The sequence below is a fragment of the Actinoplanes subglobosus genome (assembly GCF_042650585.1).
Classification (GTDB): Bacteria; Actinomycetota; Actinomycetes; order Mycobacteriales; family Micromonosporaceae; genus Actinoplanes; species Actinoplanes subglobosus.
Genome location: NZ_JBHSBL010000019.1, coordinates 272 through 25,916, shown reverse-complemented (window position 1 = coordinate 25,916; position 25,645 = coordinate 272). Strand labels below are relative to the sequence as shown.

Below are 25,645 nucleotides of genomic sequence, written 5' to 3'. Positions count from 1 at the left end.
CCTACCATTTAGTAATGATGAAGGCACGTTGGGTGACATTCCGCGTGATATTCATCCCGCTCGTCATCGTCGTCGGCGGGATCGGCCTGTCCCTCTACTTCGGCCTCGAAAGCAGCGACAAGGGCGCGTCGATCATCAGCGCGGCCGTGGCGGTCATCACCCTGGCGATCACCTCCTACAACGTCTGGCCCCGCCAACAGGTCAGCCCCGGACCGGTCGTGGTTCCCGCCCAACTGCCGGCGATCTATCCCCGGTTCACCGGCCGCAAGACCGACCTGACCCGCCTCGATGCGCAGATGAAACAGAATTCGGTACTGGTCTCGGGCACCGCGGGCGTCGGCAAGACAGCGCTGGCGGTCCACTGGGCCGACCGGCATCGCGGACGGTTCCCCGACGGCCAGCTCTACATCAATCTGCGCGGCTACGACCCGGATCGGCCGGTCACCGCGGCCGAGGCGCTACCGGTTCTCCTGCAAGGGTTGGGCGTCAAGCCCGACGAGGTACCCGAATCGCCGGACGCCCGGGTGACGACATATCGGAGCCTGATCGCGGGCCGCAAGATCCTGCTGGTTCTCGACAACGCCGCCACCGCCGACCAGGTCCGCGCCCTGCTGCCCGGCCCCGGACCGGCCCGGGCGGTGGTGACCAGCCGCAACCGGCTCGGCGGCAACCTGGCCCTGGCCGAGATGACGTTGCGGCGCATGTCCGACGAGGACTGCCAGGCCCTGCTCGCCACGCTGCTCGGCGACCGCGCCCGCGAGGACCCCGAGGCACTGCTCGCGATCGCCCGCCACTGCGCGGGCCTGCCGCTGGCGCTGCGCCTGGCGGCCTGGCGGCTGTGGGACCAGCCCGGGCAGACCCTCGCCGACCTGGCCGCGGAACTGGCCGGCACCTCGGCGCTGCGAGCGTTGAGCCGGACCGGCGATCCGAACAGCGCGATGCGGACCGTGTTCTCGTGGTCGTACCAGGGGCTGCCCGGTGAGCCGGCCCGGCGGGCGCTGCGCCTGGCCGGGCTGCATCCGGGCCCGGATTTCGACGCCCACGCCCTGGCCGCGCTGACCGGTGACGACGTCGCCACCGCCGACGACCTGCTGGACGAGCTGGCCCGGGCCAATCTCGTCGAGGCCCGCGGCCGTGGCCGGTTCGCCCTGCACGACCTGCTGCGTCTCTACGCCCTGGATCTGGCCGAGGCCGCCGGCGAGGCCGAGGCCGCCCGGGACCGGCTCGCCGGCTACTACCGGGCGGCTTCGGCGCTCGCGGCCACGACCGCGTACCCGGCGTTGCGGCACACCCTTCCCTCGTTCCCGGCCGGTGACTCGGTCGCGCTGCCCGGCCTGGGCGACGAGGCCGCGGCACGGGCCTGGCTCACCGCCGAGGTGCCGGCGCTGGTCCGGGTGGCTCTCACCGCCGCCGAGCACGGGCGGCCCGAGGTGGCCACCGACCTGTCGGAGGTCCTCTACCGGCACCTCGACACGGCCGGCCTGCTGACCGAGGCGTCGCTGCTGCACAGCGCCGCCGCGGAGGCCGCCGCCGGCCCACGGGCCCGCGGCATCGCCCTGCACAACCTCGCGGCGGCCCGTTTCCGGCGCAGCCGCCCGGACGAGGCACGCGACCTGGCCCGGCGGGCCCTGACCGAGTCGCGGGCCGCCGGTGACGACCGGGGCCAGGCGCTCGCCTTGATGGTGCTCGGGCAGATCGTCTTCTGGCACGAGGACCGGGCGGCCGCCCTGCCGCTGTACGAGCAGGCCGTCCGGCACGCGGTCGCGGCCGGTGACGAGGGGCTGCGGGCGCGGCTGCTGTACAACATCGGGGAGATCCTGTTCGACGCGAAGGACTACGCGAGGGCGGCCGGGGCCTTCCGGGCGACCCAGGCCGTGGCGGAGCGGCTCGGTGACGCGCACAGCGAGGCCGCCGCCTGGTCCGGGCTCGGGAGCGTCGCCGCCGCCGAGAGGCGGGTCGACGACTCGGCCGACCTTCACCACCAGGCACTGGACCGGCTGCGGCGGATCGGCGACCGGACCATGCTGGCCGGGGCCCTGGCCGACAGCGCCACGTCGCTGCGTGGCCTCGGCCGGCTGGATCAGGCGCGCGTGCTGTACGAGGAGGCGCTCGAGGTCGACAGCGAGCTCGACGATCCCGGCGGCACGGCGCTGGCCCTGGTCGGGCTGGGCGAGACGATGCTGGCCCAGCGGCGGTGGACGGAGGCGCAGCGCTGTTTCGAGCGGGCGTCCACTCTGGCCCGCGACACCGAGCAGCCGCTGCTCGCCGCGCAGGCCGCCTACGGGCTGGCCCGTGCCAGTGCCGGGCGGCGGCGACGACTCAGTGCCCGCCGGTTCGCCCGGAGGGCCCACGGCCTCTACGTCGATCACGACCATCCGGTTCCGGCGCCGCTCGAATCGCTCGCCGGGAAGTCGACGAGGATGAGGTGGCGGCGGCCGCGGCGGTAAGGTCGGGGCGTGCCTGCCGGGGACGCATCGACGGGAGATGTCGCGTGGCGCTGACCGACGACGCGATCGGGAAGATCAAGAGCATGATCACGTCGGGCGAGCTGGGGCCCGGTGACCGGCTGCCACGGGAGGCGGATCTCGCGGCGCGTCTCGGGCTGTCGCGCAGTTCGCTGCGGGAGGCGGTCCGGGCGCTGTCGATGATCCGGGTGCTCGACGTGCGCCAGGGTGACGGCACCTATGTGACCAGTCTGGACCCGGGTGTGCTGCTCGACGCGCTGAGTTTCGTCGTCGACTTCCACCGCGACGACACCGTGCTGCAGTTTCTCGAGGTGCGGCGGATCCTGGAGCCGGCGGCGACCGCGCTGGCGGCGGAGCGGATGTCCGCCTCCGACATCGAGAAGTTGCAGGCGCTGCTGGACGAGCTCGGTCCTGATCCGACGCTCGACGCGCTCGTCGCCAACGATCTGGAGTTCCATCGCCGGATCGCGGCCGGCGCCGGCAACGGGGTGCTGTGTTCGCTGATCGAGGGCCTGTCGGCGCCGACCAGCCGGGCCCGGGTGTGGCGGGGGCTGACCCAGGAGGGTGCGGTCGCGAGGACCCGGGAGCAGCATCAGGCCATCCACGACGCCCTGGCCGCCCGGCGTCCGGACCTGGCGCGGTCGTGGGCGACGATCCACATCGCCGGTGTCGAGGAGTGGCTGCGCCACGCCCTCTGAGCGTCAGTCATCGGATGTATCGACCGCTGCTACCGACTAAAGCCCGAACAATCTCCAATTGACCTAGTCATACATCGGATGTTGAATCCATGGTGCGGCACCCTTTTCCACCGAAAGGGCTCACACGATGAAGATGCGTAACTCCCTGACCGTCCGGCGGATCCACGCCGGGTCATGAACCCGCTGGAGCAGGTCCGGCTCGGCCGGACCCCGGTCCGGGTCACCCGGCTCGGGCTGGGGATGGCACCGCTCGGCGGGTTGTACTCGCCGGTCGGTGAGCAGGCGGCCCGGGCCACGGTGGAGCACGCGTGGCGGCTGGGGATCCGGTTCTTCGACACCGCCCCGCTCTACGGCTACGGCCTGTCGGAGCGGCGGGCCGGGCCGGTGCTCGCCGAGCGGCCACGGGAGTCGTTCACACTGTCCACGAAGGTGGGCCGGCTGCTGCGGCCGGGCGGGTCGGACGCCCAGGACATCTGGGCCGAGCCCACCGGGGTGACGCCGGTCTTCGACTTCAGTGCGGCGGGCGTGCGGCGGTCGTACGCCGAAAGTCTTGATCGTCTCGGTCTGGAACGGGCCGACGTGCTGCACCTGCACGACCCGGACGAGCACTTCGGCGCGGCCGTCGGCGAAGCCCTCCCGGCGCTGGTGGACCTGCGGGAACAGGGCCGGATCTCGGCGGTGTCGGCCGGCATGAACCAGGCCGCGATGCTCGCCGACCTGGTGCGCACCGGCGGACTGGACGCGGTGCTGATGGCCGGCCGGTTCACGCTGCTGGACCAGTCCGGCGCCGGCGAGCTGCTGCCGCTGTGCGCGGACCGCGGTGTGGCGGTGATCGCCGCGGGCGTGTTCAACTCGGGCCTGCTGGCCGACCCGAGGCCAGGCGCGACCTTCGACTACGCGCCCGCCGACCAGCACCTGGTCGACCGGGCGCTGGCGATCCGGCGGGTGTGCCGGCGTCACGGCGTGCCGTTGCGGGCCGCCGCGATCCAGTTCCCGTTCACCCATCCGGCGGTGACGGCCGTGCTGGTCGGCGCCCGCAGCCCGGACGAGGTCGGGGACGCCGTCGCGATGGCGGGGTTCGCCGTGCCCGGCGCGCTCTGGGCCGACCTGCGTTCGGAAGGTCTGATCACGTGATCATCGACGCGCACCAGCACCTGTGGACCGCCGACTATCCCTGGCTGCGGGATCCGTCGCTGGCCCGGATCCGCCGCGACTACACCGTCGACGACCTGCGTGCGGTGCTCGGTGCCGCCGGGGTGGACCGGACCGTCCTGGTGGAGGCGGGCCGCTGCGAGGGCGCCGAGACGCGGCTGTTCCTGGAGACCGCCCGGGACACCCCGGAGATCGCCGGCGTGGTCGGCTGGGCGAGCCTGCTCGATCCGCTGCTGGCGGACACGATCGCCGCCTACCGGGCCGGGCCCGGCGGCCGTCTGCTCGTCGGCATCCGCGACCAGGTGCAGGCCGAGGCCGACGACTTCCTCGACCGGCCGCCGGTGCGGGCCGGCCTGGCGACGGTGGCCGCCGCCGGGCTGGTCAACGAGCTGGTGGTCCGGGCCGCGCAGCTGCCGTCGGTGGCCCGCGCCGCGGCGGCGCTGCCGCACTCCACGTTCGTCCTGGACCACCTCGGCAAACCGGCGATCGCGGCCGGGGAGCTGCGGCGGTGGCGTGAGCTGATCGCGCCGGTCGCGGCCCGGCCCAACGTGGTCGCGAAACTGTCCGGGCTGGTCGCCGAGGCCGACTGGGCGACGTGGACTCCGGACGACCTGCGGCCCTATGTGGAGACGGCAGTCGATATGTTCGGAACGAACCGCCTGATGTTCGGCTCGGACTGGCCCGTCCTCGAAGTCGCGGCGGGCTACACCGAGGTCAAGGAGGCGATCGGCGCACTGCTCGGCGGCCTCCCGGCGGACGTCTTCAGCGGCACCGCCATCAGTACCTACCGTTTGGAGCTCACGTGAGATACCTGCGAGTCGGATCCGCCGGCAGCGAGCGGCCGGTCGCCGAGTCGGACGGGCGGTACTACGACCTGTCCCCGGTGACCGCCGACATCACCGGTGCGTTCCTGGCCGCCGGGGGCGTCCGGTCCACGGCCGGGCTCCCCGAGACGGACATCGCCGGCGTTCGGCTCGGCCCGCCGATCGCCCGGCCCGGCGTGGTGCTGTGCGTCGGGCAGAACTATGCGGCGCACGCGGCCGAGTCCGGCGCGACCCCGCCGGAGTCGCCGATCATGTTCTACAAGGCGCCCGGCACGATCGTCGGCCCGCACGACGACGTGCTGATCCCGCGCCGGGCCACCCGGGTCGACTGGGAGGTCGAGCTGGGTGTGGTGATCGGACGGACCGCGCGGTACCTGGAGTCGCCGGCCGACGCGGCCGGGCACATCGCCGGCTATGTGGTCTCCAACGACCTGTCCGAGCGGGAGTTCCAGCTCGAACAGTCCGGCGGGCAGTGGTCCAAGGGCAAGTCGTGCGAGACGTTCAACCCGCTCGGCCCGTACCTGGTCACCCCGGACGAGCTGGCCGATCCGGGCGATCTGCGGCTGCGCAGCCGGGTCAACGGCGAGCCGCGGCAGGACTCCACCACCGCCGACATGATCTTCGACGTCGCCTATCTGATCTGGCACCTGTCGCAGTACACGGTCCTGGAGCCGGGCGACCTGATCAACACCGGCACACCGGAGGGGGTCGCGCTGTCCGGCCGGTTCCCCTACCTCACCGCCGGTGACGTGGTCGAGGTCGAGATCGACGGGCTGGGCGGCCAGCGCAACACGGTCCGGGACGCCACATGAAGATCACGGCGATGCGGACGTACGACGTACGCTTCCCCACCTCGCGGGAGCTGGACGGCTCCGACGCGATGAACCCGGACCCCGACTACTCGGCCGCGTACGTGGTGCTGAGCAGCGACACCGGCGTGCAGGGGCACGGGTTCACGTTCACCATCGGCCGTGGCAACGAGATCTGCCAGGCCGCCGTCGAAGCGCTTGCCCCCCTGGTCGTCGGCCACCCGGTGGACGACCTCGGCGAGTTCGCGCGGCGGCTCACCCACGACTCGCAGTTCCGCTGGCTCGGCCCGGAGAAGGGTGTCGTCCACCTGGCCGCGGCCGCGGTGATCAACGCCGCCTGGGACCTGGCCGCCAAGGCAGCCGGGAAACCGGTGTGGCGGTTCCTGGCCGACCTCACCCCGCGGGAGGTCGTCGATCTCGTCGACTGGCGCTACCTGACCGACGCCCTCGGGCCGGCCGAGGCGATCGACCTGCTGGAGGCGGCCCGGCCCGGCCGTGAGGAGCGGATCACGCTGCTCGCCGAACGCGGGTATCCGGCGTACACCACGTCACCGGGCTGGCTCGGCTACTCCGACGAGAAGCTGGAGCGCCTGGCCCGGGAGGCGGTGGCCGACGGTTATCGGCAGATCAAGTTGAAGGTGGGCCACGACCTGGCCGACGACGTGCGGCGGATGGCCCTGGCCCGGCGAACCGTCGGCGACGGCATCCGGATCGCGGTCGACGCCAACCAGCGGTGGGACGTGCCGCAGGCGATCGAGTGGATGGGGGCGCTGGCGCCGTACGACCCGTGGTGGATCGAGGAGCCGACCAGCCCCGACGACATCCTCGGGCACGCCGCCGTCCGCCGGGCCCTGCGGCCGGCGGGCATCCGGGTCGCGACCGGCGAGCACGTCCAGAACCGGGTCGTGTTCAAACAGCTGCTGCAGGCCGAGGCGGTCGACGTGGTGCAGATCGACGCCTGCCGGGTGGCGGGCGTCAACGAGAACCTGGCGATCCTGCTGCTGGCCGCGAAGTTCGGCCGGCCGGTGTGCCCGCACGCCGGCGGGGTCGGGCTGTGCGAGCTGGTCCAGCATCTGTCGATGTTCGACTTCGTGGCCGTCTCCGGCAGCCTCCAGGACCGGGTCATCGAGTACGTCGACCACCTGCACGAACACTTCGCCGACCCGGTGGTGATCCGGGACGGCGCGTATCAGCTGCCGCAGGCGCCGGGGTTCTCGGCCCGGATGCTGCCGGAGACGCTGGCCCGGTTCTCCTTTCCGGACGGGCCGGAGTGGGCCTGATTCACCCATCTCACGAGAGGTTGGTCATGACTGGTTTCGGTTCCCTGGTCGCTGTCGTCACCGGTGGGGGCTCCGGCATCGGCGCCGCGGTCGCCGCCGAGTTCCGGGCCCGTGGCGCCCGGGTCGGCCTGCTCGACGTGCAGCCCGGCACCCCGTCCGACGACGGCCTGCTCCCGGTGATCGCCGACGTCTGCTCCCGTGGCTCGCTGGAGGCGGCGATGGCCACCGTGGCCGGTGCGTTCGGTGGCATCGACGTGCTGGTCAACAATGCCGGCATCAGCTCGGTCGGCACCGTCGAGGCCAACGACGACGACGAGTGGGCGCGGGTCCTCGACGTCAACGTCACCGGCATCGCGCGGGCGTCCGCGGCGGCGCTGCCGTACCTGCGGGAGAGCGGGCACGGCGCCATCGTCAACCTCTCCTCGATCGCGGCGACCGCCGGGCTGGTGCAGCGGGCGCTGTATTCGGCGTCCAAGGGTGCCGTGCACGCGCTGACCCTGGCGATGGCCGCCGACCTGGTCACCGAGGGGATCCGGGTGAACTGTGTCGCGCCGGGCACGGTGGACACCCCGTGGGTGGCGCGGCTGCTGGCCCGGACGACCGACCCGGCGGCCGAACGGGCCCGGCTGGAGGCCCGGCAGCCGACCGGGCGCCTGGTGACGGCGCAGGAGGTGGCGGGCGCGGTGGCCTATCTGGCGTCGCCGGACGCCGGCGCCACCACGGGGATGTCGCTGGCGGTCGACGGCGGCATGTCGGGGCTGCGGCTGCCCGCCCGTTAACGATCGGTGAGCGGGGCGATCACGTCGACCCGGTTGGTCCACAGCCAGCCGGACCAACCGGAGGGTATGGCGTCCACATCGTCCGGCTGGTCGAAGCCCTCCGACCAGCCGCCGTCACCGGCGACCAGGATCACCCGGGTGTCCGCGTCGCGCATCCGGTCGACGAACAGGTTCGGCCAGCCCCACAGGTACCGGCCGTAGGCTTCGGGCAGGTGCAGTTCGGTGTGGTGGCAGCTGTCCGGCACGTGGCTGGTCCAGCCGGTCGCCAGGTAGTCGATCAGGCAGTCCTTCATGATGGCCTTCGACGTGGCCCGGAGCCCGGGCAGCCGGGATCGCACCGCCTCGACCGGGATGTCGCCGCCGTACACGCTGATGGTCGCCAGCCGGTCCGCCGGAAGAGTCGTCAGATAATCGGCCAGCGCTGACCCGTCGGCGGCGTCGTTGTTCTTGAGGTCGATCAGCAGTTCACGGCCGGGGAACGCGGCCACCACCTCCGGTGCCGTGGGCATCAGCCCGACCGCCTTGCCGCGCAACGGGAACGTGGCACCGCCGTCGGCGGTGTAACCGTGACCGAGGTCGAGACGTCGCAGCTCGGCGAGGGTGTGGTCGGCGACCCGGCCGGTGCCGTCGGTGCGGCACTCCAGCATCGAGTCGTGGAAGACCGCCAGCTGCCCGTCGGCGGTCAGCTGCACGTCGAACTCCAGCATGTCGGCGCCGGCGTCGAAGGCCGCCCGCATCGACACGATGGTGTTCTCGATGTACGGGTGATCCGGCGGATGGATGCGGGTGGCCGTGCACGTGTCGTTCTGCAAGCCGTCGATCGGGAACGTCTGGCTGATCCCCCGGTGCGCGAGCAGCGGCGGCCGGCGCTGCCCGGAGCCGTGCAGCACCGAGGAGTTGCCTGCCCACAGACCGGCCGTCAGCAGCAGAAACACGGCCAGGGTCAGCCACAGTCGACGGCGTTTCAGCTTCGGCATCCGGACAGCATGCCATCGGAGGTCAAATGATCTCGACGAAGCCGTCCGTCCCGTGCACCCGGATCCGCTGACCGTCCTTGATCAGGGTGGTGGCGTTCTCGACGCCGACGACGGCGGGCAGTCCGTACTCGCGGGCGATCACCGCGCCGTGGGTCATCTGCCCGCCGACCTCGGTCACCAGGCCGGTGATCGTCACGAACGCCGGGGTCCAGCTCGGATCGGTGTAGGCGGTCACCAGGATGTCGCCGGCCGCCAGGTCGGCGTCGGCCACGTCGTGGACGACCCGGGCGCGACCCTCCACGGTGCCGGCCGAGACGGGCAGGCCGGCCAGCGCGCCGTCCGGCAGATCCCCGCGGCGGTAGGCGCCGGTCACCGCCTCGCCGTCGGAGGTCAGCACCCGCGGCGCGGTCAGCGTCTCATAGAACGCGAACGCCTCCCGGCGCTCCCGGATCAGGTCGTGGTCGGCGTGCTGGGCGGCCACGACGTCCCGGAACTCCGGCAGGGTGAGGAAGTAGACGTCCTCCGGGTCCCCGATCACCCCGGCCGCGGTCAGCCGGGCCGCCTCGGCCAGCAGCGCCCGCTTGTAGATGAAGTAGCGGCTGACCAGGTAGTACTTCGGGTACTCGCGGTAGCCGATGAAGGTCCGCAGCCGGTCGATCTTCTGTTTCGTCTCGGCGGCCTTCGCCTCGCCGTCCGGCAGCTCCCGCAGCCGGGCCAGCACCTCAAGCTCCTTCGCCTCGGCCTCCCGGCGACCCTGCTCGAACCGGCGGGCGGCCGCACCCGGCTCGGCGTTGCGGACGTTGCCGAGAATCAGCGGCACGATCGCCGACGGCTCCTCCGACCAGCGCGGACGCGTGATGTCGATCTCGCCGACGCAGCGCACGCCATGCACGTCGAGGAACCCCTGGATCGCGTCGAGGGCCGCACGGCCGCCGGGCACCTCCGGCAGACGGTCCGGTCCGGCGCCGCTTTCCAGAAGATCAACCACTTGGGGGTACGGCCGGAGCACATCCGCCACGTCCAGCAGGGCCATCCCCATCTCGGAGGTGATGTTGTCGGGCGCCGAACGGGTGAGGACGTCGGCCGCGTTCTTCTCCCCCAGCCACTGTTCCAGATGCTCGTTGAGCCACCACGTCGACTCCATGCCGGCCATGATCGCCGGCATGTTACGCGGGTCGAACAGCATCTTGCGGATCTCCTGAACGTCCGCGAGAACGAAGTCCAGCAGATCCAGGCCGGACCTTCCGGCGATGTCCCGCTCGAGTTCGGCCAGCATGTTCCGCCGATCCTCGATCAGGCCGGCCACGATCGCCGAGTCGGTCGCGACCGGCTCGGGTGCGGCCGGGCCCGGGACGGGTGGGCGGCCGGTGTCCGGGGCGAGCGGGACGAAACCACTGTCGACGACACTGCGCAGGGCGTCACCCATCAGCGGGTCCGACTGGGACATCATCGTCAGCAGGTTCTCGGTGACACGCGAGGTGACCTCGACGAACAGGCGGCCGCCGGCATCACGCATCTCGCCCGGGGACGTCAGTTTCCACACCGACAGGCCCAGCGGCCTCATCGCCTCGGTCATCATCTGCTGGTGGCCGACCGACACGTACACCCGGTTGGTGTCGTCGGGCGCCTCCGGGACCGGGAACAGGGTGGTGATCGGACGACTCTGGACGATCGCGAAACCGTCGTCGTCCAGGCACCATTCGATATCCTGCGGCCGCCCGAAATGTGCCTCTATCTGCTTTCCGAGGGCGTTCAGCCGTACGATCTCCTCGTCTTTGAGGACCTGCTCGCCGGAGACGATCGCCTGCGGTGCGGTGCCGCCTTCCGGTGTTGCTTCGATTTTGAGCCGTTTCACGGCGATGGTCCGCGCGGTGATCGCCCCGCCGCGGACCTGGTAGACGTCCGGGTTGACCAGGCCGGACACCAGCGCCTCGCCGAGCCCGAAGCCCGCGTCGATCGAGGTCGTCCGCCGGTTCCCGGTGACCGGGTCGGCGGTGAACATGATTCCCGACGCCCGCGGGAACACCATGCGCTGCACCACGACAGCCATCCGGACACTCCGGTGGTCGACGCCGTTGCGCAGCCGATAGGCGACCGCCCGGTCGGCGAAGAGCGAGGCCCAGCAGCGCCGCACGTGTACGAGGACCGCGTCGCCGGGAACGTTGAGGTAGGTGTCGTGCTGCCCGGCGAACGAGGCCGCCGCCGAATCCTCCGCCGTCGCGCTCGACCGCACCGCATAGTGTCCCTGATCCAGTGCGGCCTCGATCTCCGCCGCCAGATCATCGGGAATCGGTACCGTCTCGATCCTTTCCCGCAGTTCCGCGCCGAGCCCCCGCACCGTTTCCTGATCGTCCGGGTCGGCACTTTCGAGCCGTTCGAGTTCCTTGTCGAAGGCGGAAGCTATCCATTCGAAGGCCTCGGTGGTGACGCAGAATCCCGGTGGCACCCGGAGGCCACCGATCCGCGAGAGTTCCCCGAGGTGCGCGCCTTTGCCCCCGGCAAGGGCCACCGAGCCCCGATCGATCTCGTCCAGTCTCACGACGTAGCGGCTCACCGCTGACCCGTCCTCTCCCCCGTGCTTTCTCATGTGCTTTCGCATGCGCTTTCCCATGGGCGAGGAAACGACCCGATTGTGCCCGCTGCCCCGGGTCTTGCGGCAAGGTCCCCCTTCCGCTATAGCTTGGAGGTGGAAGGGCTCACCCACACGCTGTTTGCCGTCGACGACGCGATCGTCCGAGGAGATGAATGGCCCGGACGGCCTTGATGACGGGGTGATCGCCCAGTTCACGGTTCTGCTACCGGAAGGCAGCCGCGACACCGCGACCCGCACCATGCCGGCGGCATCTCGAACCGCCCGACCTTCATCCGGGTGATACTGGCGTCGTGCCAGAAGAGTCTCCGTCATTCCCCGATCCAGGCTGTGCGGCGAGTTCCGGGGTCTCTGATCCGGTTCACGTCGCCGACGCGGGGACGCAGCCGATCAGGGAACGCCAATGGGTCGACGGGCAGGGTGACCACTGGCGCATGTGCGGGCGGCAGATCGAGGCCCATGCCGCTGCGGTACGACGGCTGTTGGAGCGTCCCGGCCTGCGCGTTCTGCACGCCGATGGCTCTGCGCCGCGCGAGGTTTTCGGCCGGCAACACGAAGCGCTGCTGGAACGAGTGAGGCGGTCCGTCACCAGTGGCGCGGAGCCCCCAGGCGATTTCTCGCTGGCCGAGTTCCGCACCGACGACGGTCGGATAATGCTCGTTCTCGAAGAGTCCTGTTCGCAGCGACAGTAGATCTGCCGGTGTGCAGTACCCGCAGGTCAGGACGCTGGAACAACCGGCGGAAAGCGGGAGTCGACGACTCCATCGGCCGCCCGCGGATGCTCCACTCGGCAGCACGGCCAGAATCGACACCGACAGGAACGGCCGCAACCGGCTCCGAAAGTGGAGGCAGCGAGTCCGGCCCGTCCCTGCCCGTCGGCCACATGGCTGACCTCGTATGCCGGGCCGGCGGGTTTCTGAACACTCCGTGGCAGGTCAGCCGGTCGTCCGTACGATCTGTGGGGTCTCGAAATTCTCGTTGTCGATGAGGATGTCGGCCCGTTGCTGGGGCGAACAACTCGCGAAGTAGATGCGTTGCGCCTCGACATAGCGACGCATTCCCGGATGACCTGGATCGGGGTTCGTGCCGTCGCGGACGGCCATCCTCCAGAACGTCGTCCCGGAACCGTCGATAATCGTACGAGTCCTCCCAGAATCCCAGCGGGGACTCGCGGCCCTGCCGGTAACGCACGGTCCGGACGTTGTGGAAATCGTCCACCGACACGCGGACGACCGGCCGGCCGAGCGCACGCACCGCCGCGGCGAGCTCGTCCGCGAAAACGGTCTTCCCGGAACCGTCCGGACCGTCGACGGCAACCCGAAGACAATCACCGTTCCGGCGTACGGGAATCCGCGACGCAACATGGCCGATGACATCCCGCCGTCGCGCGGATCCTTGCAATGTCACGCTGATCCGCCGCTCACCGGTAGTCGAAGGTCGTGCAGGCATCGTAGACGCGGGCAGCAGCGGGGCGGACACCCGTTCGAGTTCGATCTACGATCTTCGCTGAGGTCGTCCGGCGTTCCCGGGTGGCCACCGCAGAGTGAGGATTCGTGATCGTGCAGGTTTCACCCGGCCCTGGAACTCCCGTCGTACCGCCGATGGTGCGCATCGTCGCGGCCGGTGTCGCGCTGCTCGGGGCCCTGAACATTCTGCGGCTCATCGTGCAGACGGCCCTGACGTTCTCCGGTGACGAGTGGAGCACCGGCTCACGGACGGTGTTCCTGGTCCTCAACGCGATCCCGTTCGCCCTCTCGGTGTTCCTTCTGCCGCTGGCGTTCCAGCTGGTCCGGGGCCGGATGTGGGCCTGGGTCACCGCTCTCGTGCTGGTTTCGCTGGCCACGCTCATCGGTTCGTTCGCCCTGCTCGTCTCGTTCAGCCTGGACGGCTTCCCGTTCCTCGGGCTGGCCATGTTCGTCCTGCCCCTGGCCGTGCTGCTCGGGCTGGTCGTGCCGCGCGAGGTCCGCGCGTACTTCACCGCCCGCCCGGCACCCGCCGCCTACTCGGGCTACCCGGCACCCGGGCCGTGGGGCCCGCCGCACCGGTAACCCCGGCGCTACGAGACGGCGCTGCGGTGGTATCGCCGGGCCGCTGACCTCGGCGATGCCGGGGCGCTGCGGATGGCCGGTGTCATGTACGCCACCGGCCAGGGCGTCCCCAAGGACGACGCGGAGGCGGAGCGGCTCCTGCTGGCTGCCGCGGCGCAAGGTGATCCTCAGGCGGCGTTCGATCTCGGCATTCTGTACGCCCACGAGCGCCACGATCCGGTCGGTGCGATGCAGTGGTTCCTCAACGCGGCGAAGGAGAACGATCCTCGGGCTGGACGGGAGGTGGCGTTGCTCGTACCCCCTCTGAAAGATCTGTCGCCCGGGAATGCTCGCGCCGGAACGCTGTGCGGTGTCGCTCTCGCGTTCTTCCTCGACCAGCCGCAGGCCGGCATCGCGCTGCTGGAGGCGGCCGCGGCAGCCGGTGATCCGGAGGGGCAGCGGACCTTGGCGTTCCTGATCCGGGAGGGCGACCCGGCCCGGTCGGCGGAGCTGAACCGCCTGGCCGCGGAGGCCGGCGACGGCTACGCGGCCCACAATCTCGGCGTGGCGGCCGGTGACCCGCACGAGGCGGTGTCGTGGTTGCGGCGGGCGGCGGAGGCCGGGGTGACCGACTCGTACCCGCATCTGGCGAACCGTCTCAGCGAACTCGACATCGACGACGAGGCGCTGCGGTGGTATGTGCGCGGCGCCGAGGCCGGGCATCAGGGGTGCATGTTCGCGGCGGCCTGCTGGTATCGCGACGGGTTCGGCGGCCCGGTCGATCTCGTCCAGGCGCTGCGCTGGTATCTGGTCATGCTCGGCACCGGCAACGGCGACGGCCTGCACGAGGCCCACCAGATCGTCGCGGCGATGTCCGACGACGAGATCCACGAGGCGGGCCGCCAGGCGGGCCGGATCCTGGACGCCCACCTCTTCGTCGTGCGCCGGGGGCAGCCGCAGGCCTCGTGAGGCGTCAGCACCAGGGGTCGATGGGCGTCCCCCAGCCGGCCGGTGCCGCGAGGCGAGCCTCGCCGGGACCCAGGGACGCCACGTCGGCCAGTCTGATCTTGACGACCGGGACGCCGAACGGGAACTCCACGTTCTCCCCGTCGTCGAACGACACCGTCACGTGCGTGTCGGGGCCGGCCGGGTGGTTGTCCATCCACTGCACGTGGACCACCTCGTCGGTCAGGGTGCCGTCCGGGCGCACCAGCATGAACCCTTCCAGGTCACCCTGTGCCACATCCGCCTGAAAGCGCGTCACGGCGATCATTCTGCACCCGCGCTCCTAGGTATGCCTAGGCGGCCTGAGTACCCTACCTACGGCTCGTTGAGCTGGGAAGATAGGTAACGGCACCCCATGTGCCGGCCCTCCTTACGGACGACGATTGACACATCGACGAACCGCGAGGAGACGGAAATGTTCACCAACCCTGAGTTCATGCTCGACCTGGCCCACGACCGCAGCCGCGAGATGATCGCCGACGCCGATCGGGAGCGCCTGCTGTCGAGTGCCCGGCTGACCCGCCGTGGGCGTAAGGCGCGGGGGCGGCCCGCCGGTACCCTGTCGTCGTGCGAAACGGCCGTGGTGGTGCCAGCCCGGTGATGATCGGGCGGGGAAGCGAGCTGCGCCGGCTGGCGCAGCTCGCGAAGTCCCGCGAGCCGGCGGTGGCGATCATCGCCGGTGAGCCCGGCATCGGGAAGACCCGGCTGGTCGCCGAGTTGCTCGACATCGTGCCGGCGGGAACGATCGTGCTGGTCGGGCAGGCCGAGCCGGGATCGCTGGCCCGGCCCTACGAGGTGCTGCTGGACGCCATCGACGGGCGGCCCGGCGTCGACGACAGGCAGCTGGCCGCGCTGGCCGACGCCGAGCGCAGCCCGGTCGAGCGGCTGCACACGGGGCTCGCGATCCTCGCCGGGCTGATCGGTGACGCGCCGGCGGTCATCGTCTTCGAGGATCTGCACTGGGCCGACTCGGAGAGTGCCGCGCTGTTCGAGCGGATCGCCGACCAGCGCGGGCCGCGGCTGCTGATCGGGACGTACCGGCCTGACGAGGTGACGCGTCGTCAGCCGGTGGCGGGGCTGCTGGCGCAGCTCGAACGACGGCACGCCGTCACACACGTACGGCTGGATCGGTTGTCTCCGGCGCAGACCGCGGCCCTGCTCGCGGCAGCCATCGGTGCCCCGGCCCCGTTGCGTGCCGCGACCGCGCTGCACCAGCGCACCGGCGGCAACCCGTTCTTCCTCGAAGAGCTTTTGAAAGCCTTGCCGGGGTACGACCTGGAGGCGCTCGTCGATCAGCCGCTGCCGTGGAGTCTCGCGGATGTGCTGCGGCGTCACGTGGAGGATCTGGATCCGGCGAGTCACCGGATCGTCGAGGCCGCCACGGTGCTCGGCCATCGGATCCTGTTCGACCTGCTGGCCGACGTGACCGGCACCGACGAGGATCAGCTGATCGCCGTGCTGCGGGACCTGGTGACGCGGGGTGTGCTGGTCGAGTCGGGTGAGGACGAGTTCGCGTTCCGGCATGCGCTGGTGCGGGAGGCGATCGCCGGGCAGATGCTGGGCCGGCAGCGGCGGCGGCTGCACGAGGCGGCGCTGGACGTGCTGTTGCGCGGCGGCGGGTCGGATCCGGCGATGGTGGCGCATCATGCGCGGGGCGCCGGCCGGTACGACGACATGATCGCGGCGGCCCGGCACGGTGCGGCGCTGTATCTGTCGATCGGTTCGGCCTATCAGGCGCTGCAGCTGGCCGAGATGGGGCTGGACGAGGTTCCGGAGGACGCCGAGCTGCTCGGTGCGGCGGCCCGGGCGGCCTGGCTGGCCGGTCTGCTCGACGACGCGCAGCGGCACGGGCGACGGTGGCGGGCGCACGCCGGTGATCCGTCCGATCAGGCCGAGGCGCTGTATCTGCTGGTCCGGATCGCGTGGGAGTCACGGGAGACAACGGAGGTCCGTGCGCTGACCGCCGACATCGAGAGCCTGATCGCGCAGCTTCCACCGGGTGCCGGGCAGGCGCGGGCGATGACGGCGATCGCCCAGTCGGCGTATCTGTACGACGAGACCGAGACGGCGCTGCTGTGGGCGGACCGGGCGCTGGCGCTGGCCGACGAGTTCGACCTGCCGGGCGTGCGGATGACCGCGCTGCTGGAGAAGGGTTCGGCGCTGTCGGAGGTGCCGCACACCGCCGCCGACGGAGGCCGGATCCTGTCGGCGCTGGTGACGGAGGCCGAGGCGGCCGGTGAGTGGGTGCTGGCGGCGCGGGCGCTGAACGTGCTCGTGCACGGGGCGCCGCCGTCGGAGGCGGAGCATGCCGAGATCCTGGAGCGGATGCGGGTCAACGCCGAGCGGGCCGGGTTCGAGTCGATGGCGGTGGCCGCCTATTTCCAGGGCCGGGCGCGGCTGGCGCTGCGATCCGGTGACCTGGGTGCGGCGGTCGCGGCGTTGCAGGAGGGCCGGGCCCAGGACCGGAGTCTGCGGCGTCGGGGCCGGTGGGCCGACTTCCACGGGGTGTTCCTGGCCGGGTTGTCGCTGGAGTCCGGTGAGCTCGACCAGGTCGACGAGTTGATCACCGATCTGGCGGCGCTGCCGAACAATCCGCCGACCGTCATTCCGGGCCTCGCCTTTCACCTGGCCTGCCGCCGTCATGATCGGCCGCGCGCCGAGGCCGCCCTCGCGGAGCTGGTCGCCGGGCTGGCGGAGCAGAGCTGGCGCAGCGGCGAGCAGGCCCACGACCTGGTCTCGGCGGCGCTCGAACTCGGGCTGCCGGCCGATCGTCTGGACGCGATGGCCGGGCTGCTGCTGGACGCGGAGGTGTGGGACGCGTACCGGGTTCTGGTGGAGGCGCAGGTCGCCGAGGCACACGGCCGGCACGCCGAGGCGCTGGCCGGCTATCTGTCCATCGTCGAGGCACACACTCTGAGTCCGGCGGTCCGCGGGACGGTCCGGGTCGGTGCGGCCCGTTGCCTTCTCGCGGCCGACCGGCGGGGTGAGGCGCAGGTGCAGGTCGAGGCGGCCACTCCCCTGCTGGCCGGGTGGTGCGGCTGGCGGGTGACGCAGCTGGACCGGGTGCGGGCCCAACTGGGCATGGCACCGGCGGACGCGCCGGCCGCGGTCACCGGCCCGGCCGCCCTGACGCCCCGGGAGCGGGAGGTGGCGGTGCTGATCAGTGACGGGCTGACCAACACGGAGCTGGCGCAGCGGCTGTACATCTCACCGAAGACGGCGGCGGTGCACGTGTCGAACATCCTGCGGAAACTGGGGGTTTCGTCGCGTACCGAGGTGGGCGACCTGGTCGGACGGCGCTGAGTGCCTGGCTCTACTGAGATCGTCCGGTTCCATGCGCTGGAAGCCGTGGCCGAGCAGCAGCCAGTGGCCGACGGTCCGCGTCGCTTCGGCCGCGGTGCCCCGGCCGCGAGCCCAGGGTGCCCAGTGGCCGCCAAGTCCGCTGCCTGGTCCTGCCGATGGGCGAGCTGGCACCAGCGATAAAGCCCGTGCAGCTCATCGAGAGGTGACGCTACCGTCCGCCTATGCTCAGACTGGTCAAGCCCACGATCCGCCTGCACACCGCCTGGCTTGACTCCCGTGACGACTGGGGTCGAGGTACTCACCAGCCCGGCGCTGGTCTGCGTTCCATCGATGAGGTGGACTCCCCGGCGGGCTTCGCAGCCTGGGTCGGGCGTCTGCACGCGCACGAGGATCGGTCGGTCCCGCCCGAGGATGGATGGGTGCACTGCACTTATCGATGGGTGATCAACGATGACGAGGTGGTCGGCGCGATCGCGCTTCGGCACGAGCTGAACGACTCACTACTCGACGTCGGAGGGCACATCGGATACGGCGTCCGACCGGTTGCGCGTCGCCGAGGTCTGGCTTCCTGGGCACTCGGCACGATGCTGGACGAGGCACGCCGACTCGGAATGGATCGCGTTCTGCTGACCTGCAAGACCGACAACGTGGCCTCGGCGCGCACTATCGAAGGGCACGGTGGGTTGCTCGAAGACGTCCGTGACACCGGCTCGGGGAAGTCGAAGCGGTACTGGATTCCGCTATGAACTCCCCCATGGTCACCGCAGACGCGCGCGGGTGCAGCGGGTGAGGTACGGCATCTCGAACTCGTCGCCGACGCCGTGCCGGTCCAGCAGGCCGAGGACGCTGTCGAACAGTGCCCGCCGCTGCGGTTCCGGCAGCAGGATCACGTAGCTGCGCGAGGCGACCATGTCCAGCAGCGAGTCCCGGTTCAGTGGGTGCCGCCAGCGGAACTCGGCGCGTTCCGGCTCCTCGAACGGGCCGCCGATCGGCGGGGCGGTGTCGATCTCCTGGCGGGTGTGCCGGTGCAGGACGTCGTCGAGGGCGGCCACCCACGGTTCGTCGTGGTCGCGGATGTTCCAGATCAGGGCGAGGGTGCCGCCGGGCCCGAGCACGCGGGCCACCTCGGGGACGGCTCGGGCGGGGTCGACCCAGTGCCACGCCTGTGCGCACACGGCGGCGTCCACCGACGCGTCGGGTAGTGGGATGCTCTCCCCCGTACCCTCGAAAAGGGAAGCCTGACCAGCGGAAACCGCGAGTTGATCGCGCATCTGCGCCGAAGGCTCGACGGCGTCGACCTGGAAACCGGCGTCCAGCAGGACCCGCGTCAGCTTCCCGGTGCCGGCACCGAGATCCAGCACGCGCCGCGCTGCCGCCGGAACCGCCCAGGCCACCGCCTCGGCCGGATAGGACGGACGGCCCCGGGCGTAGGCCTCGGCCGCGTCACCGAACGAAGCCGCATGAAGATCAAGAGCCATGACCACCCCATTTGGTACGCCGTGGACCGTAACGGTACCTACACCCGGCCGTGGCCACCGCGCGACGCCCGGCGGTGGTGCCGCCGATCACCGCGTCTCACGGGCGAGGCGGCTGGTCACCGAGGGTCGTTGAACCGAACGGAAGATCAACTACTCCGTCCGGAAGGGAACACCGATGCCGGTATCTCGAAGTCACGCGGGACTCCTGGCGGCAGCCTTGTGCATGGTCACAGCATTCGCCGTCCCCGCCCGGGGCACCCCGTCCTCCTCGCCGGGTGTTGCGCCTTCTTCGGCTTCCTCCCGGGGCACGCCGGCTCCCTATCGAGGCGCTGTGGCCGCTTTCCCGGGCGCTCCGGCTCCTCATCCAGGATCCGCCACCGCCGGCCCGGGCGCACCGGCTCCCCCGGCCGGGTCGGCCTCTTCCCCGGCCGGCTCGACGGTGGCCTGGAAGTCGGTGTCCACCGGCTCCGGGAGGGCCAACTGTGCGATCGCCGGCGACGGGACGCTGTGGTGCTGGGGCGACGCCGGCGACGGTACGCAGCGGAACGCGCCGGTCCGCGTGGGTGACAGCACGGACTGGGCGTCCGTGTCGCCCGCCGGGACCCACACGTGCGGGACACGCACCGACGGCAGCCTGTGGTGCTGGGGCAGCAACTCGAACGGGCAGCTCGGGCTCGGCACCACCGGCGGCGGCGCCCTGCCACCGGCCAGGGTCGGGACCGACGCGACCTGGGCCACGGTCACCACCTCGGGGAACACCACGTGCGCGATCCGGAACGACCGCAGCCTGTGGTGCTGGGGTTCCAACGCCGACCGGATGATCGGTGACGGCACCGACCAGGACCGCCCGGAACCGGCCCGTATCGGAACGGGCACCTGGACCGACGTCGATCTCGGCGGGTCACACACGTGCGGCGTCCGCGACGACGGCACGCTGTGGTGCTGGGGATCCGGGCCGTCCGGCGAGCTCGGCACCGGCCCGGACCAGGGCCAGCAGACGTCACCGGTCCGGGTCGGGACCTCGTCGTCCTGGACCAGCGTGAACGCCACGCACGATCACACCTGCGCCGTCGACACCGCGAAGGCACTGTGGTGCTGGGGTGACAACGGCTCCGGGCAGCTCGGTGACAGCACCACCGTCGATCGGGACCGGCCGGTCCGTGTCGGCGCTGGAACCTCGTGGGCGTCGGTGGCCGCCGGCACGGACCACACGTGCGCGCTGACCACCGCGGGTGGCACCCGGTGCTGGGGCGCGAATGACAACGGTCAGCTCGGTGACAACACCACCGCCGGCTCCACCCGGCCGGTCCCGGTGAACGCCGACCTCACGACGAGGCAGGTCATCGCCGGGTTCCGGTACACGTGTGCGCTGACCGGCGACGGCGGCCTGTGGTGCTGGGGCGACAACTCCGGCGGCCACCTCGGCGACGGCACGTCCGTCTCGTCGACGAGTGTCCCCTCCGCTGTCCGGGTCGGTGATCGCACGGACTGGGCCGAAGTCGTCACCGGTGCTCGGCACACCTGCGCACGGCGTACCGACAGATCGGTGTGGTGCTGGGGCGGCGGAGCCGCGATGAGGCAGGTGCCCGGGAGCTGGTGGGCGATCGCGGCCGGCGGGGACACCACCTGCGCCGTCCGGGCCGACGCGACACTGTGGTGCTGGGACGCTCACCCACCGGCCCGGGTCGGTGACGGCACCGGGTGGGTGAGCGTCGGCGTCGGCGAGTCGCACGCGTGTGCCGTGCAGACCGACGGTGTCGTCTGGTGCTGGGGTGACAACAGCCGGGGCCAGGTCACCTCGGAGCCGTCGGCCGGGGAACTGGCGCCGACCCGGGTACGGGCCGACGTCGCGGACGTCACCGCCGGCGACCATCACACCTGCGCCGCCGACCGGGCCGGAGCGGTCTGGTGCTGGGGCGACGACTCCCTCGGCCAGCACGGCGACGGTGCGGTGGCCGCTCCCGGCGCCCCGGTGACCGGACTGACCGGTGTCGTCTCGCTGCGTGCCGGGGCCGACCGCACCTGCGCCGTCGACGCCGATCATCGCCTGTGGTGCTGGGGCGGTGGGCCCGCCCTGACCGCGCCGCTCGAGGTCACCGGTGACCGGAACTGGGCGAGCGTCGCCGTCGGGTCGTCGGCCGCCTGTGGTGTCCGCACCGACGCGAGCCTGTGGTGCTGGGGCGGTAACGCCGCAGGTCAGCTCGGCGACGGCACCACCATCGGCCGGGACGCCCCGGTCCTGTCCGGCGACGGGACCTGGCTGGCGGCGAGTGCGGGCGGCGCGCACGCCTGCGGCATCAGTACCGATCACAGCCTGTGGTGCTGGGGCGACAACGCGGCCGGCCAGGTGGGCCGGGCCCTGATCGTGCGGCGTCCGGTCCGGGTGCCCTGAGATGGTCCCGGCCGCCGGTTCCGGGAGTCACCGCCAGGGTGGAAGGCGCACCCTGAACGAATGGACCGGTGCCGGGGACAGATTCGGGTCGTCCGTCGGCCGAAGGTATGAAGAGTGGCGGCTTCATCGGACTTCTTCGCTAGCCTGTCCTATCTGGTGTGACACACGCGGGAGGTGGCATGGCGCGGCTGCGGCACCTGGTGGTGGTTCTCCCGGGCATCGGCGGCAGCGAGCTGGCCGGCCCCGAACCGGCTGTGGAGCAGGTCCGTTACGGTCTGACCGCCTCGGCTCTGGTAGGGGCGGTGGCTTCGCCGGCTCGGCTGGATCTGGCGAGGTCGCCCCGGCTGGAGCCGGTCAAGCTGGTCAAGGACTTGTCGATCCTGCCACCCCTGCTGACGTTGCCCGGATATCAGCGGATCCGCTTGCACCTGTACAACGCGTTCCCGGATGCGGTGATCGACACGTATCGGCCGGGCAAGGTGGATCCCCGAACTGACGTGTTGCTGGTGCCGTACGACTTCCGTCGTTCGGTGGCCGATGCCGCAATCCGCGTTCATGAGGCGGTCGAGGAGGCGTTGTCGCACCGGCTGTCTCGCGATGACCGGCCGGTGATCGTGCTGGCGCATTCGATGGGTGGGCTCGTCGCCCGTTACTGGGTCGGGGTTCTGGAGGGCTGGCGACGCTGCCGCGCGTTGATCACTCTGGGGACTCCGGCGCGAGGGGCACCGAAGGCCCTCGACTGGCTGATCAACGGTGCGGGTGCGGGCAGGCTGCGGGATCCGCGGATGACCCGGGTGATCCGCGGTTGGCCGTCGATGTATGAGCTTCTGCCGCAGTATCCAGCGGTGTGGGATGCCGAGGCGGCGGCCCCGATGGAGTTGACCACGCTACCGGCCTCGATGGTGGACGCCGACCCGGGCCTGGCCGCCTACGCTGAGACGTTCGCCGGGATGGCTGCTGATGCCCGGGCTGTCCATGAGCGTCTCCGCGATGGTTGGTCGGCGCTGGAGGCTGCCCAACGGCCTGACGTGGTGCCGTACTTCGCACGCGGGCACGGCACCCCCAACCTGGCGACTGTCGATGATGGCCGGCTGACGGTGTCGAAGGAGGATCCGCCGTGGCGCGGGAATGCCGGCTGGGCCGGCGACGGCACGGTGCCGGCATTGTGCGCCATCCCGGTCGAGCTGGGTGAGTCGCCGAAGGACTGGCGGCCGGTCGCGGCACGGCACGGGCCGATGGGGTCGATCGCGGATCCGGTCGACGTGCTGCGGTCATATGCCGGCGAGCCGATCCCGACCCGTGGCGGCGAGCTGCCGGACCGGCCGTGGCTGGGCTTGGACCTTGAGGACTTCGCCGTCGCGGGTGAGCCGGAGCCGCTGACGGTGAACGTGTTGCCGGCTCCGTTGGCCGCGGACCGGGTTCGGATGAGCGTCACCCCGATCGGTGGCGGGCCCCGACAGGTGCGGGATCTGCTGCCCGACCCGAACTGCCCGGCCGGCACACGCTGGCGGGGTGAATTGCCGCCCTTGCCCGCCGGGAGCTACGACGTCACGGTCGAGGCAGGCGTCGATCTTACGGCCCAGGCGCAGGTCGTGGTCCTTGATCCGCAGGTGGGGGAAACGCGGTGAGGTGGCCGGCGTGGCGTGCGGACAATCCGGCCGGGCTGCTGCTCTACGTGCAGCCCGACGAGGTGGCCCGACGGCTGCCGGGCCTGCCGGCCCGGGCAGAGGGGCACGGCGGGGACGTGTTGAGCCGGGTGGAGGCGATCTACGCGGCTTTCTCCGCCGCCCGGGTGCGCTACGCCGACGAGCCGATCACCGGTACGGGTAGCGGGCAGCTGATCCGCCCGCCTGACGAGATCTTCCAGGTGCCCGGGTGGGGCAATTGCCTGGATCTGTCGGTCGCGTTCGCCGGAGCGTGCCTGGCCGCGGGTGTTCACCCGCTGATCGTGGTGGCCGAGGCGGCCAACGGAGGTGTTGCTCATGCGATCGTCGTGGTCTGGCTTCCCAGCCAGTGGACGGCAATCGGTGGGCACCGCGACTACGACGCGCCGGGCGGCGACCAGCCGGTGTTGACGGCGATGCCGGCCTGGACGCATGGCGGACTGCGGACCTACGCCGACGACATGGGCGGGTTCCTTCCGATCGACATCACTCTGGCCAGCGAGGGATACGGGTCCGGTCCGGCCGACTTCGCCGCAGCGGTGCGGTCGGCGGCCGAGTTGCTCGCCGGGGACCGGTGGCGGTGGCAGTTGGGCGTCGACGTCGGACGTTTCTACGACACGAGCAACGCGCTCGAGCCGCCTGGCCGGCCGACCGTGCTGCCGTTGGAGCCCCCGTACCAGCCGCAGGCGTCGGCCGGCGATGGTCCGCTGGCGGAACTGCGCGCCCGGACCACGGTGGTGCCGTTCCAGCCTCGGCCTGAGTTGGACCTGCTCCTGGGCTGGTGCCGCGCCCCCGCCGGGGAACCCCTTCAGGAGAGCACTGGCGCGGATGGGCCTGCCGAGCCGCTGCGGATCGCGGTCGTCGAGGGCGTCGGTGGCGCGGGCAAGACCCACCTCGCCGCCGAGCTCGCCAACCGGCTGATCCGCGACCGGTGGCATGCCGGGTTCCTGATCGCCCCGCCCGCCGCTGACGAGCTGTCCTGGCTGGTCCGGGTGGCCTCGCCGATACTCGTCGTGATCGACTATGTCGAGCGGTGGCCCACCGAAGCGCTACGCGACCTGCTCCGTGATCTGTCCACCCGGCGGCGACCCACGGCCGTGCTGTTCACCGCCCGGTTCCGCGCCGACTGGTGGACCGCACTCGACAAGGAACTCACCCGCACGGGTGTGTCACGGCAGACCTTCCCGCAGCTACGCCTCGACGCCCGGCACCCCGACCCGGTACGGCTGTTCAACCGCGCCTACCGCCGGTTCGCCAACACCGCCGAGGCGGTCGACGACCCGGACGGACCCGAGGACGCCAGCCGGTGGAGCACTCTCGAACTGGTCATGCTCGCCTGGCTCGCCGCCCGCGCCGACGCCGACCGGCCGACGTCCCGCACCGGCCTGTTCAACGAGGTCATCGACCGGGAGCTGGCCCATTGGGCGGAAACGATCGAGGGCCGGTTCCACGACCGTCCGGCCGCCGAGGGTTTGCGAATGGCTGCGGCGTACGTGAGTCTGCTGTCGCCGACCCGGCGGCAACTGGCCACCGTCCTGCGTCATGCCGAGATCGCCGACTACACCCGGCTCGCGCCCGCCCAGCTGGTGGAAGGACTGGCGCAGCTGGTGGGTGACGGCGACGACGTTCTCGCGCTGCGGCCGGACCCGGTCGCCGAGCATCTCATCCTCGGCGAGTTCCCGGGTGAGCCGGCCCGATACGCTCTGGCCGTCGACCTACTGCCCGAGCAGGAGGACACGCGCACGGCAACGACGGTGTTCGACAGCCTGGCCTCTCGATTCTGCGACAACCTCACCCGTACCGCCGAACGCAGCATCGCCGCCCGGCAGGCAGCCACCGAGCTTGCCCGCGCCGCACTGCAGCGGAGAACCGGGCTGTGGCCGCAAGCGTTCGCGGTCGCGCTGCACCGGGGTGGCCCGTTCGTCGCACCGCTGACCGAACTGGCCGGACGCGACGACAGCCCGCTACCGCTACAGCAGTTCAACGCGGTGATCCCGATCGGGCACACAGAGCTGCGCCAATTGGCGCTCATCGCCGCCACGGCAGCTATGCCGCCACGGCCGGACGACGACGAGACCGACGACAAGCTCGCCGAGTGGGCATCTGCCCTCGCCACGCTCGCCACCCGCCAATCCGCCGCCGATGACCCGGCGACGCTCGCCAGCGCGACCTCGGCGTGCACCGCCTACCGGCGGCTGGCCG

The 25,645-nt window shown here is 71.4% G+C and carries 21 protein-coding genes (1 of these 21 only partly in view); 15 read left to right on the top strand and 6 right to left on the bottom strand.

Going from position 1 to position 25,645, the window contains the following annotated elements:
- The first annotated feature begins 14 nt into the window (after positions 1 to 14).
- From ACFO0C_RS25365 to ACFO0C_RS25335, 7 genes are all read left to right on the top strand, one after another.
- Positions 15 to 2,447: an ATP-binding protein gene (locus ACFO0C_RS25365; RefSeq protein WP_378069175.1), complete on the top strand. Its 2,433-nt coding sequence runs from the start codon at positions 15 to 17 to the stop codon at positions 2,445 to 2,447.
- A gap of 44 nt (positions 2,448 to 2,491) precedes the next feature.
- The gene (locus ACFO0C_RS25360) at positions 2,492 to 3,163 is read left to right on the top strand and encodes a FadR/GntR family transcriptional regulator (RefSeq protein WP_378069174.1); all 672 of its coding nucleotides are present in this window, start codon (positions 2,492 to 2,494) and stop codon (positions 3,161 to 3,163) included.
- A gap of 174 nt (positions 3,164 to 3,337) precedes the next feature.
- Entirely contained in the window at positions 3,338 to 4,297 is a 960-nt protein-coding gene (locus ACFO0C_RS25355) for an aldo/keto reductase (RefSeq protein WP_378069173.1), read from the top strand.
- Positions 4,294 to 5,121 (top strand): amidohydrolase family protein, encoded by an 828-nt coding sequence (locus tag ACFO0C_RS25350; protein ID WP_378069172.1) that lies wholly within the window; start codon positions 4,294 to 4,296, stop codon positions 5,119 to 5,121. Before ACFO0C_RS25355 ends, ACFO0C_RS25350 begins: the two co-directional genes overlap by 4 nt.
- A complete protein-coding gene (locus ACFO0C_RS25345; RefSeq protein WP_378069171.1) occupies positions 5,118 to 5,951 on the top strand; it encodes a fumarylacetoacetate hydrolase family protein in 834 nt (277 codons plus the stop codon). The genes ACFO0C_RS25350 and ACFO0C_RS25345 overlap by 4 nt, the downstream gene beginning before the upstream one ends.
- Entirely contained in the window at positions 5,948 to 7,228 is a 1,281-nt protein-coding gene (locus ACFO0C_RS25340; protein WP_378069170.1) for an enolase C-terminal domain-like protein, read from the top strand. Before ACFO0C_RS25345 ends, ACFO0C_RS25340 begins: the two co-directional genes overlap by 4 nt.
- A gap of 26 nt (positions 7,229 to 7,254) precedes the next feature.
- Complete coding sequence (locus ACFO0C_RS25335; RefSeq protein ID WP_378069169.1) at positions 7,255 to 8,007, top strand: SDR family NAD(P)-dependent oxidoreductase; 753 nt, start codon at positions 7,255 to 7,257, stop codon at positions 8,005 to 8,007.
- On the opposite strand, the gene ACFO0C_RS25330 is transcribed toward ACFO0C_RS25335, so the two are convergent.
- The 4 genes from ACFO0C_RS25330 to ACFO0C_RS25315 form a co-directional block, all read right to left on the bottom strand.
- The gene (locus ACFO0C_RS25330; RefSeq protein ID WP_378069168.1) at positions 8,004 to 8,984 is read right to left on the bottom strand and encodes a glycerophosphodiester phosphodiesterase family protein; all 981 of its coding nucleotides are present in this window, start codon (positions 8,982 to 8,984) and stop codon (positions 8,004 to 8,006) included. The genes ACFO0C_RS25335 and ACFO0C_RS25330 overlap by 4 nt on opposite strands.
- Positions 8,985 to 9,006: 22 nt before the next feature.
- Positions 9,007 to 11,583 carry a rifamycin-inactivating phosphotransferase gene (rph, locus tag ACFO0C_RS25325; RefSeq protein WP_378069167.1) on the bottom strand — a complete coding sequence of 859 codons (2,577 nt, stop codon included), beginning with the start codon at positions 11,581 to 11,583 and terminating at the stop codon, positions 9,007 to 9,009.
- Between the two features lie 302 nt (positions 11,584 to 11,885).
- Positions 11,886 to 12,404 carry a hypothetical protein gene (locus ACFO0C_RS25320; RefSeq protein ID WP_378069166.1) on the bottom strand — a complete coding sequence of 173 codons (519 nt, stop codon included), beginning with the start codon at positions 12,402 to 12,404 and terminating at the stop codon, positions 11,886 to 11,888.
- A gap of 105 nt (positions 12,405 to 12,509) precedes the next feature.
- Positions 12,510 to 12,677 (bottom strand): hypothetical protein, encoded by a 168-nt coding sequence (locus tag ACFO0C_RS25315; RefSeq protein ID WP_378069165.1) that lies wholly within the window; start codon positions 12,675 to 12,677, stop codon positions 12,510 to 12,512.
- A gap of 498 nt (positions 12,678 to 13,175) precedes the next feature.
- Between ACFO0C_RS25315 and ACFO0C_RS25310 the strand changes: the two genes are divergently transcribed.
- Positions 13,176 to 13,622 carry a hypothetical protein gene (locus ACFO0C_RS25310; protein WP_378069164.1) on the top strand — a complete coding sequence of 149 codons (447 nt, stop codon included), beginning with the start codon at positions 13,176 to 13,178 and terminating at the stop codon, positions 13,620 to 13,622.
- Positions 13,623 to 13,694: 72 nt separating this feature from the next.
- On the top strand, positions 13,695 to 14,570 hold the full coding sequence (locus ACFO0C_RS25305) for a tetratricopeptide repeat protein (RefSeq protein ID WP_378069163.1): 876 nt from the start codon (positions 13,695 to 13,697) through the stop codon (positions 14,568 to 14,570).
- A gap of 4 nt (positions 14,571 to 14,574) precedes the next feature.
- On the opposite strand, the gene ACFO0C_RS25300 is transcribed toward ACFO0C_RS25305, so the two are convergent.
- A complete protein-coding gene (locus ACFO0C_RS25300) occupies positions 14,575 to 14,865 on the bottom strand; it encodes a hypothetical protein (protein ID WP_378069162.1) in 291 nt (96 codons plus the stop codon).
- Positions 14,866 to 15,021: 156 nt separating this feature from the next.
- On the opposite strand from ACFO0C_RS25300, the gene ACFO0C_RS25295 reads away from it, so the two are divergent.
- The 3 genes from ACFO0C_RS25295 to ACFO0C_RS25285 all read left to right on the top strand — a co-directional run bounded on the left by ACFO0C_RS25295 (position 15,022) and on the right by ACFO0C_RS25285 (position 18,655).
- A complete protein-coding gene (locus ACFO0C_RS25295; RefSeq protein ID WP_378069161.1) occupies positions 15,022 to 15,207 on the top strand; it encodes a hypothetical protein in 186 nt (61 codons plus the stop codon).
- Positions 15,174 to 17,909, top strand: a complete 2,736-nt coding sequence (locus tag ACFO0C_RS25290) for a helix-turn-helix transcriptional regulator (RefSeq protein ID WP_378069160.1) — start codon at positions 15,174 to 15,176, stop codon at positions 17,907 to 17,909. Before ACFO0C_RS25295 ends, ACFO0C_RS25290 begins: the two co-directional genes overlap by 34 nt.
- A gap of 221 nt (positions 17,910 to 18,130) precedes the next feature.
- Positions 18,131 to 18,655: a GNAT family N-acetyltransferase gene (locus tag ACFO0C_RS25285; RefSeq protein ID WP_378069159.1), complete on the top strand. Its 525-nt coding sequence runs from the start codon at positions 18,131 to 18,133 to the stop codon at positions 18,653 to 18,655.
- A 12-nt stretch (positions 18,656 to 18,667) separates the two neighbouring features.
- Here the strand turns inward: ACFO0C_RS25285 and ACFO0C_RS25280 are convergent, their stop codons facing one another.
- Entirely contained in the window at positions 18,668 to 19,387 is a 720-nt protein-coding gene (locus ACFO0C_RS25280) for a class I SAM-dependent methyltransferase (protein WP_378069158.1), read from the bottom strand.
- Positions 19,388 to 19,718: 331 nt separating this feature from the next.
- Between ACFO0C_RS25280 and ACFO0C_RS25275 the strand changes: the two genes are divergently transcribed.
- From ACFO0C_RS25275 to ACFO0C_RS25265, 3 genes are all read left to right on the top strand, one after another.
- Entirely contained in the window at positions 19,719 to 21,779 is a 2,061-nt protein-coding gene (locus tag ACFO0C_RS25275; RefSeq protein WP_378069157.1) for an RCC1 domain-containing protein, read from the top strand.
- Between the two features lie 179 nt (positions 21,780 to 21,958).
- Positions 21,959 to 23,407 (top strand): esterase/lipase family protein, encoded by a 1,449-nt coding sequence (locus tag ACFO0C_RS25270; RefSeq protein ID WP_378069156.1) that lies wholly within the window; start codon positions 21,959 to 21,961, stop codon positions 23,405 to 23,407.
- Between the two features lie 2,212 nt (positions 23,408 to 25,619).
- On the top strand, positions 25,620 to 25,645 hold part of the coding region annotated (locus ACFO0C_RS25265; protein ID WP_449191311.1) for a tetratricopeptide repeat protein (this coding region is incomplete at its 3' end). The annotated region continues 271 nt past the right edge of the window; 26 of 297 annotated nt are visible.

Excerpts from the sequence above, each read along its gene's own strand:
- ACFO0C_RS25295 (WP_378069161.1), top strand. The coding sequence starts at position 15,022 with ATGTTCACCAACCCTGAGTTCATGCTCGACCTGGCCCACGACCGCAGC.
- ACFO0C_RS25305 (WP_378069163.1), top strand. The coding sequence starts at position 13,695 with ATGGCCGGTGTCATGTACGCCACCGGCCAGGGCGTCCCCAAGGACGAC.
- ACFO0C_RS25365 (WP_378069175.1), top strand. The coding sequence starts at position 15 with ATGATGAAGGCACGTTGGGTGACATTCCGCGTGATATTCATCCCGCTC.
- ACFO0C_RS25335 (WP_378069169.1), top strand. The coding sequence starts at position 7,255 with ATGACTGGTTTCGGTTCCCTGGTCGCTGTCGTCACCGGTGGGGGCTCC.
- ACFO0C_RS25270 (WP_378069156.1), top strand. The coding sequence starts at position 21,959 with ATGGCGCGGCTGCGGCACCTGGTGGTGGTTCTCCCGGGCATCGGCGGC.
- ACFO0C_RS25330 (WP_378069168.1), bottom strand. The coding sequence starts at position 8,984 with ATGCCGAAGCTGAAACGCCGTCGACTGTGGCTGACCCTGGCCGTGTTT.
- ACFO0C_RS25285 (WP_378069159.1), top strand. The coding sequence starts at position 18,131 with ATGCTCAGACTGGTCAAGCCCACGATCCGCCTGCACACCGCCTGGCTT.
- ACFO0C_RS25355 (WP_378069173.1), top strand. The coding sequence starts at position 3,338 with ATGAACCCGCTGGAGCAGGTCCGGCTCGGCCGGACCCCGGTCCGGGTC.
- ACFO0C_RS25310 (WP_378069164.1), top strand. The coding sequence starts at position 13,176 with ATGGTGCGCATCGTCGCGGCCGGTGTCGCGCTGCTCGGGGCCCTGAAC.
- ACFO0C_RS25280 (WP_378069158.1), bottom strand. The coding sequence starts at position 19,387 with ATGGCTCTTGATCTTCATGCGGCTTCGTTCGGTGACGCGGCCGAGGCC.
- ACFO0C_RS25340 (WP_378069170.1), top strand. The coding sequence starts at position 5,948 with ATGAAGATCACGGCGATGCGGACGTACGACGTACGCTTCCCCACCTCG.
- rph (WP_378069167.1), bottom strand. The coding sequence starts at position 11,583 with ATGCGAAAGCACATGAGAAAGCACGGGGGAGAGGACGGGTCAGCGGTG.
- ACFO0C_RS25315 (WP_378069165.1), bottom strand. The coding sequence starts at position 12,677 with ATGGCCGTCCGCGACGGCACGAACCCCGATCCAGGTCATCCGGGAATG.